Here is a 7,508-nt window from a genome sequence, read left to right as displayed (position 1 = left end):
GTAGCTGCCCAGCCCCACCACCCCAAACTGACGGTTCACCGACACCGGCACCGGTCTTAACCCCGCCAGATCTGCCCGAAGTGCCCGCTAACTGTCGTCCGCTCGTCAGTGCCATTTGCCCTTGCCTGCCTCCCTATCTACCTGCCACACTGGCGCTCGCCCTGGAGCTGCACCGTCCCGGGCGCTACTTCACAACCGAAAGGATCACTACATGGCACGCACCAGCAAGAATGAAGCTCCGCTACCGGCGGGGTTGAAGGTCAAAGTAACCGCCGAGCTGCCCGAGTCCTGGGACCCCAAAGAAGGCGATGTCCTCACCGGCACCGTGACCTCAATCCAGGAGGTCGAGCAGATGGGTAAGGAGGGCCTACGCACGACGCACGTCATGCACGTGAAGACCGACAAGGGCCTGATGGGCTTGTGGGAGTCGGCCACGCTTAAGCCTCTGTTCAAGTCCATCGCGGAGGGCGAGCGCGTGTGGGTGCGGTATGAGGGGTTGGGCGAGAAAAAGGCGGGTCACTCCGCACCCAAGCTCTACACGGCGGGCACGATCTAGTCCTATCATGCAGTGCTCCCGGTGCGGGTGGTTTTCCATGTCCTCCCACATGGTCTGCCTTCGCTGCCGGGAGTTTTTTCCCGGAGAGTCCAATGTCAGCAATCAAGAGGGTGGCAATCGAGCGCGCGGAGGAGCTGCGCCTAGAGAATCAGGCGAAGCGCACCCGCGCGATAGCCGAGCAAAAGGCCCGCGCGTACCGCAGCGCAATCGCAGGGGCTGAGAGGCAGCGCGAGCTGATGGGCGACAGCTGGGCAGATGCAACCATCGCGCACTACCGCGAGCTGCTGCGCGCCATGGGGGAGCAGGTATGAGCGCGCCCCTGCAGGATTTCATCGTGCGCGACTCTAAGGGGCACAGTTTGGGGCGCAAGGGCAATCGGGGCGTGAGGTATCGTCCGGTGCTGACTGTGGTTCATCTGCGCGCCCTGGGCGCGTGTGAGCGCGAGTGTGCGCGGTTTCTAGCGGCCTACCCTAGCGGGGCGCTCGTCACCGCCGCCACCGCGCGAGCCGCTGAATCGGCGGGTTTCCATTTGTGCTACCTGGGTACGCTGCTTAATTTCGCTCGGGGCGCGACGGTCTGCCCCTGCTACTGCCCCGAGAAAACGGCCAAGTACCCGCACCGGTACGCCGACCTAGCCGTGCGCGTGCGCTTGTGGTTGGCGCGGTACAATCAGGGGTTGATCTAGGCTCGGGAGGGCGGTCCTGTGGCAGTAGTCGCTGCGCTTCTTGAGGGGCTGGTCCCAGGAGCGCGTATTGCGCTTCCCTTCATCGAGCGCATGGTGGCGGAGGGTCTGTCCACCACGGTCATTCAGGAAACCCTTCGAGCTGCGGGCACTTCATTCCGCCGCACTGACTTCCTGGAGTTGGTGCGCGCGGTGCGCGAGGTCAACCTCTCGCGCGACTACCTAAAATCCGTCCCAAAGAAATTCCTGCCCAACCCTGCGCGCCTGCCCAAGCCGGTCGGCACCACGCTGCGGAAGTTTTCCTTCCGCGTGACCATTCGCGGGCAGGGTGGTGTGACCGGCGCGGCGGGCGAGCAGCACATAACGGTCAGCTCATCGGTGAACCTTTCGCGCTCGGCGGTCGAGGAGCGAGCGCTAAGTCTTTTCCTCGCACAGCAGCAGAAGTATCGCGGCGGCGAGGAGGAGCTTGAACCCGACACCATTGAGCTGGAGACCGGCGCGGCGACGTACAACCCTGACGCGCCGTAGAGCGTGCGCCGCCGCTCGCACATCCTCAAGCCCAACCACGCCCTGGAGTCTCCCTGGGAGTGCGTGTGGTTCGACACCGAGACAGATCAGGAGCAGGTTGACCATAACACGGTGCGGCATGTGCTGCGCTTCGGCTGGGCTGCGTACCGTCGCCGCTTGAGCTCGGGGGAGTGGTCTGCGCCGAGCTGGTGTCACTTCACCACCGCCGCGCAACTGTGGGACTGGATCGAGAGCTTGCTGCACGGTCGGATGCGCCTGTATCTGTTCGCGCACAATCAGGGCTTTGACCTCCCGGTGGTTGATGCCTTCTCCGAGCTGCACCGTCGCGGCTTTGCTCTAGGGAAGGCCGTGATCGACTGTCCTCCGGTCTTGCTCAAGTGGCGGCGAGCTGCGGCGAGCATTGAGGCGCTGGACACGCTGAATATATGGCGCGTGCCCCTTTCCCAGCTCGGGACAAAGGTGGGGCTTCGCAAGCTTAAGATGCCCGCCCCGGGCGCGAGTGAGCGCCGATGGTTGGCCTACGGTCGGCGCGATGTCAAGGTGATTATGGCGGCGTGTCTCGCTTGGTTCGCCTTCCTGCAAACGCAGCGCCTGGGCGGATTCGCGCCCACGCTCGCCTCTCAGGCGATGCGCGCCTATAGGCATCGCTTCATGCACGTTGACCTATTGACCGACGCCGACGACAACGCTCTTGAGCTGGCGCGCGAGTCCTACGTGGGCGGGCGCGTCGAGTGCTACCGGCTCGGGCGGGTCGAGGGTCCTATCTACCGGCTTGACGTGAATTCCATGTATCCCTACGTCATGCGCGATTCGCTGATGCCTGTAAAGCTAATCAGCACGACGCGCCGCTCCGATCATGCCGACCTCCGCGCGTGGTTGTCCCGCTACTGCGTCACCGCCAAGGTTGACATTTTCACCGACGCGCCGGTGTATCCGGTGGTTCACCAGGGGCGCCTTGTCTTTCCGCTCAACCGATTCACTACCACGCTCTGCACTCCCGAGCTGCGCTACGCGCTGGAGTGCGGGCACGTCGAGCGCGTGCACCACGTCGCGGTCCATGAAGGTGCCGTGATTTTCGGTGAGTTTGTCTCCGAGCTGTGGGAGCTGCGCCGCGCCGCAGCTCGGGCGGGCGACAAGTTGCTTGAGTGGTTGCTCAAGATATTCCAGAATTCACTGTATGGGAAATTCGGCCAGCGCGGGCGCGTGTACCGCGATGCTGGGCAGGTTGAGCATACCGACGCGCGGGCGTGGTTGGAGCTGGACGCGGACACCGGCACAACCTACAAGCACCGCACGCTGGGCGGACTGCACCAGGTCTTTGCCGACGATGCGGAGAGCTTCAACTCTATGCCCGCAATAGCCGCGCACGTTTGCGCCTACGCGCGGTTGTACCTGTGGCAGCTCCAGCTCACCGCAGGGCGTGAGAACGTACTGTATTGCGACACAGACTCGCTTGCTACAACTGAGGCGGGTTACATGGAGCTGGCGGCGCTGGTCAACCCTGAACAGCTCGGGGCATTGAAGCTTGAGGGTGTCGAGTCCTGGGGCATTTACCGGGGACCCAAGGACTACCAATATCCCACCTACAGCAAGACGAAAGGCGTGCGAGCTGCGGCGCACTGGATTGCGCCCGACACCGTGGTTCAACAGCAATGGTCCTCGCTGGTCGGGCTGGTGCGCGCTGGTGCTGTGAGCGCCCCGACCACTCGGGCAATCGTCAAGACGTTGCAGCGCCACTACCTGAAAGGTTTGGTGACTTCGCGGGGTAAGGTTCTGCCGCTGTCGCTGGGGTAGCGGGCGCGTGCCCCAGCTCCAGCGCGTGGCGCTTCGCGTCCTCCGCCTTTTTGCACGCGCAGGCGTTATCGGTCGCTGCCTTGAGCAGCGCCATGAGGTCAACGTGCTGGAGTGGGGGCATTGGCCTGTCCTTCCGCGAGTGTGAGTAGTCTTTCGGTCCAGGTGTCGCTGTACCCCAGCAACCCCAGCGTTTCCGCCGCCGTGGCGCGGTCGATTATTTCGTGTTTGAGCAACTGCATTACTTGCGCTTCGCTGGGGAGCTTGGCGCGCACCTGGGCGGCGCGCTCTAGCTGCGCCATGTAGCGGTCCACTTCCGTGCTGGTGAGGTTCGCGCCATGGAGCTGGGCCTGCGCTTCGGTGTAGTCGATGTGTCCCGCCTTCGCCTGCGACAGTATCAACTCAGCGTGTGCCCTGCGCTCGGCTGCGTCCCGCCGTAGATCGTGAAGCGCGAGCGTGAGCTGCACTGCCTCCGCGCCCATGCCCAGCCGCGCGTACAGGGCGGCAGCGTGGTCCGCCGTGATAGTGCCCGCGTCGTAGAGCTGCGAAACCGCCGCGATAGTGAGTCCATGCAGCTCGTCGCCGTTGGCGGTACCTGCCGGGGCGGTCTTGTGTAGCGCGAGCTGAATGATGTGGTCCGCGTCGGCCAGCGAGTAGCCCAACTGTTCGAGCTTGCTCTGCGCCTCCGACCCATTGAGGATTCCCGCCTTGAGCATGGCCGGAATGTTTCTAAGGCTGGGCAGAGGGCGCTGCAGGTCGATGTAGAGCTGATGCAGCTCGTCGGGTATCGCCGCCGCCGACAAAAGCCCCTTGAGCTGCGGCAGGTTGACGTAGCCCCGGAAGTAGGCCGACACCGCGAGCTGCGGCGGGAGTAACTGCCAGTGGTTCGACCATAGGGCTTGCAGGGTGCTGATGGAGATATTGAGGTGCCGCAGACTTGCCTCCAGCTCGTCGGGAATCTGCTGCCGGATGGACGCAGCGCCCACCCCGTCGAGCTGCGCCGCGATGCGCGTGTAGTACCGCAGCCCATCGTCGAGCTGGACGAGCTGGGCCGACCCCGCGATTAAGCGGTCCACGTCCTCCGGGCGGAAGTTAGCCGCCGCGATGATGCCGCGCAGCTCCTCCTCACTGAGCAGTCCGCGCCGCCACCACGCGATCGCTGTCTGTAGGTCTGGGAGCACCTTGGCCGCCGCGATAAATCGCTTGGCGTCGTCCTCGCGCCAGCCGTTTGCCAGGAGTATCTGTAGCTGGTTCGCGTCGTCAATCATGTCACGCGCCCGCCACGTTATGGCGTCCTGCGCGCCGGGGAGCTGCCGCGCCAGCTCGTCCAGCACCTGCACGCGCTCGGGGGCGTAGCCCAAGCGCCGCAACTGGTCAAAAAACAGCTCGGGCGTAATGATGCCGCGCCGGTAGGCTTCGGTCAGCTCGCCCGCCTGTAGCAAGGTGGTGGGAAACCGAACGTTGCCTTCCTGCCGGTAGAAGTGCTGCTTCGCCTCCAGCCATGAGAATATCAACGTGGTGCTGGCCAGGGCGTCCACGAACTTGCCCGCGAGCTGCCCAAGCCAGCCCGACTCCGACGAGAGCCAGCTCGTCACGCGGTCTATCATTGCCTGCACATCCTCAAGCGACGGGTCCTCGCTGATGTGGCCTAGAGTGAGGTCCTTCTCGTCGGCAATGCTTTTGTCTAGCCCGCCGTTGATTGCCGCCTGCACGCCGCCGAAGGCAGCGCCCATCCCTTCCGCGATTCCCGGGCCGAGCTGACGTTGAATGACTGCCTCATTCATCGCGCCTAGTTGCGTAATGGCGCGCTGCATAGTGGCGTCAACCGACCCCAGCGCGTTGGCGATGTCGCTGGGCACCTTGAGCAAGCCCGCGATGCCTGAGTGTAGATCGGTGGTCAGCGAGCTGGAGAGCGCCTTGTAGTTATCCAGTATTGAAGTGATCGGCCCGACGATGGGCTTGATTAACCCTTCATTGATGTCCTGCACGAATGAGCTGATGGAATGGATAGTGTCGGCAATGGGCGAGAGAACGTCCTTGACCGTGCTAACCACCGACGCCAGCGTGTCCGCCACGGCGGACCCCGCCGCAGCCGTAGCCCCTGCCGCCGCAGCTCCAGAATCCGCCACCGCGCTCGCTACACCGCCGCCAACCGCGCCAGTGCCCACACCCGCCGCCACGCTGGAGTCCACCACCGCAGTATCCACAGCACCGCCGACCGCCGCGCCGACCCCGCTCGCCGCCTCACCGGACGCGCCCGCAGCAGCCGCCGCGGCGTCACTCGCGCCGACTCCCGCGCCGACCTCAATGCCGATGATTGCGCCCGCCGCGCCTGCCGTGAAAATGAGCATGGCAACCGTGACCCCGGCGAGGTTGCTCACCGACTGGAACAAATTATCCAGGGGCTTTCCATCGGGCAGCCCATAGTGGTTGACCACGACTTGCTCGAACAACTGCCGCCACACCTCGCGCGGGTTGGATATGTCGGGTTGGTTGATGGGGTCGTAGGTTGCCGTGACCATCCCGTTCAGCACCCAGGACAAAAACTGCCGCGTCTTGGTGGTATTCCAAGCTTCGAACGGCAGGGAAAGCGCCTGCGCCCGCTCAACGGGCGTCAGAGGCTGCGCGCCCTGGAGCTTGTCTAGGTCCGCAGACAGGCTGGTGAGCTGTTCGGCGTCCAGCGCGTGCCCTGGGCCGAAATAGGGCTGCTGCCGCAGATAGTCGAGGTAGACGATCTGCGCCTGCGCGGGGTCCGCCGCATAGCCCGCGCCCGGGCCTGCAACCCACTCCTCCTGCGACAGAGGCGGGGTGCCGATGTTATCGGCCATGGGCTACTGCCCGGGGAAATAGACTTGCTTGAGCTGGAGCAGCGTATCCAGATTCTTCTGGAGCTGCGCCTCCTGTGCGCCCATGTCAAGGCCCGCCATTTTGGCCTTCTGAACCTGCCGCAGTCCTTCATTCGCCGCCGCGATGCCCGCCTTGATTTGGTCCAGGTGCTGCGCGTTGAGTATGTCCGCCATGTGCCACCCTTTCGTCAGTGTTGAATTGCTTCAAGCTGTGCTTCGATTCTTGCGAGCTGCGTATCCCATCTGATGGACCGGTCCCGCAGCCGTCGCAGCTCCCACCACACCAGCGAGACCCAGCCGATAACGGCGAGCTGCACCAGGGACCACAGCACACCCACCAGGGCGAGCAGTAGCGACATGGTTTGCTGCACGGTCAAGTAGTCCACGGCTCGCCTAGATCGGAATCACGATAAGGTAGCCGTTCGACCCGTTGCCGCCCGCGCCGCCGTTGATTGCTGCGGCAACCGTGGTGATAGTACCGCCGCCACCGCCACCGCCCGCACCGAAGCCGCTCGCAACAGCTCCAGCGCTCCCATTGGCGTCAATGCCGCCAACGCCGCCGCGCCCGCCACGGTACCCATGCCCGTGTGACCCGTTGAATGGCCGGTTAGGGGCGGTGGCAAGCGAACCTAGAGGTAGCTGCGAATTGCCCACCGTGCCGCCAAGTGCTGAGAACACCGCGCCCATTGTGGTTGCCCCGCCCGCAGCTCCTGCGCCACTCGCAGCAGCGCCAACGCCGCCCGCGCCGCCGTTACCGCCTAGCCCGATGGTAACGGCATTGTTGTCGTTGGCGTTGAGCGCTACGATAGACACGGTGAGCTGCGCCGCCACACCACCGCACCCGGGCAAACCGATCCAGTTTGCAACGGCAGGGCAGCCCGCGCCGCCTTCGCCGCCTGAACCCCCGCCCACGCCAATGCACAAATAATTTCCGGTGCGCGGTGCGATGTGGTTGCCGTTGGCGGTGAACAACTGCGCGCCGCCCGACCCTGCCGCAAGGTTTGCGAAGGTAAGGGGCAGCGAAATGGAGTTTCCAAAGCGCATGATCTACTCCCCGGGTATCTCAAGCTTGAGGCGAAGAATGTAGAGTCCGCTCGCGCCGCCC

8 protein-coding genes are annotated in these 7,508 nt (G+C 64.3%); 4 read left to right on the top strand and 4 right to left on the bottom strand.

Annotation, left to right across the window (positions count from 1 at the left end; translation table 11 throughout):
• Positions 1 to 211 precede the first annotated feature (211 nt).
• The 4 genes from VJR90_00055 to VJR90_00040 all read left to right on the top strand — a co-directional run bounded on the left by VJR90_00055 (position 212) and on the right by VJR90_00040 (position 3,560).
• A complete protein-coding gene (locus VJR90_00055; GenBank protein ID HKV95872.1) occupies positions 212 to 556 on the top strand; it encodes a hypothetical protein in 345 nt (114 codons plus the stop codon).
• A 92-nt stretch (positions 557 to 648) separates the two neighbouring features.
• On the top strand, positions 649 to 867 hold the full coding sequence (locus tag VJR90_00050; protein ID HKV95871.1) for a hypothetical protein: 219 nt from the start codon (positions 649 to 651) through the stop codon (positions 865 to 867).
• Positions 868 to 1,259: 392 nt separating this feature from the next.
• Positions 1,260 to 1,766 (top strand): hypothetical protein, encoded by a 507-nt coding sequence (locus VJR90_00045; GenBank protein ID HKV95870.1) that lies wholly within the window; start codon positions 1,260 to 1,262, stop codon positions 1,764 to 1,766.
• Between the two features lie 63 nt (positions 1,767 to 1,829).
• Complete coding sequence (locus VJR90_00040; protein ID HKV95869.1) at positions 1,830 to 3,560, top strand: DNA polymerase; 1,731 nt, start codon at positions 1,830 to 1,832, stop codon at positions 3,558 to 3,560.
• A 98-nt stretch (positions 3,561 to 3,658) separates the two neighbouring features.
• Here the strand turns inward: VJR90_00040 and VJR90_00035 are convergent, their stop codons facing one another.
• Genes VJR90_00035 through VJR90_00020 form a run of 4 tightly spaced genes read right to left on the bottom strand, consistent with a single transcriptional unit; the run spans position 3,659 to position 7,447 of the window.
• Positions 3,659 to 6,385 carry a hypothetical protein gene (locus tag VJR90_00035; GenBank protein HKV95868.1) on the bottom strand — a complete coding sequence of 909 codons (2,727 nt, stop codon included), beginning with the start codon at positions 6,383 to 6,385 and terminating at the stop codon, positions 3,659 to 3,661.
• Between the two features lie 3 nt (positions 6,386 to 6,388).
• Positions 6,389 to 6,577, bottom strand: a complete 189-nt coding sequence (locus VJR90_00030) for a hypothetical protein (protein HKV95867.1) — start codon at positions 6,575 to 6,577, stop codon at positions 6,389 to 6,391.
• Between the two features lie 14 nt (positions 6,578 to 6,591).
• On the bottom strand, positions 6,592 to 6,789 hold the full coding sequence (locus VJR90_00025; protein ID HKV95866.1) for a hypothetical protein: 198 nt from the start codon (positions 6,787 to 6,789) through the stop codon (positions 6,592 to 6,594).
• A 7-nt stretch (positions 6,790 to 6,796) separates the two neighbouring features.
• Positions 6,797 to 7,447: a hypothetical protein gene (locus VJR90_00020; GenBank protein HKV95865.1), complete on the bottom strand. Its 651-nt coding sequence runs from the start codon at positions 7,445 to 7,447 to the stop codon at positions 6,797 to 6,799.
• Positions 7,448 to 7,508: the final 61 nt, after the last annotated feature.

The sequence above is a fragment of the Gammaproteobacteria bacterium genome (assembly GCA_035279405.1).
In the GTDB taxonomy this organism is placed as follows: domain Bacteria; phylum Pseudomonadota; class Gammaproteobacteria; order Natronospirales; family REEB76; genus REEB76.
The sequence above is the reverse complement of the archived record's forward strand: the minus strand, read 5'-3'. Positions and strand labels throughout refer to the sequence as shown.

Bases quoted from the DNA above. Each gene is read 5' to 3' on its own strand.
- VJR90_00055 (HKV95872.1), top strand. From the start codon at position 212: ATGGCACGCACCAGCAAGAATGAAGCTCCGCTACCGGCGGGGTTGAAG.
- VJR90_00050 (HKV95871.1), top strand. From the start codon at position 649: ATGTCAGCAATCAAGAGGGTGGCAATCGAGCGCGCGGAGGAGCTGCGC.
- VJR90_00035 (HKV95868.1), bottom strand. From the start codon at position 6,385: ATGGCCGATAACATCGGCACCCCGCCTCTGTCGCAGGAGGAGTGGGTT.
- VJR90_00030 (HKV95867.1), bottom strand. From the start codon at position 6,577: ATGGCGGACATACTCAACGCGCAGCACCTGGACCAAATCAAGGCGGGC.
- VJR90_00020 (HKV95865.1), bottom strand. From the start codon at position 7,447: ATGCGCTTTGGAAACTCCATTTCGCTGCCCCTTACCTTCGCAAACCTT.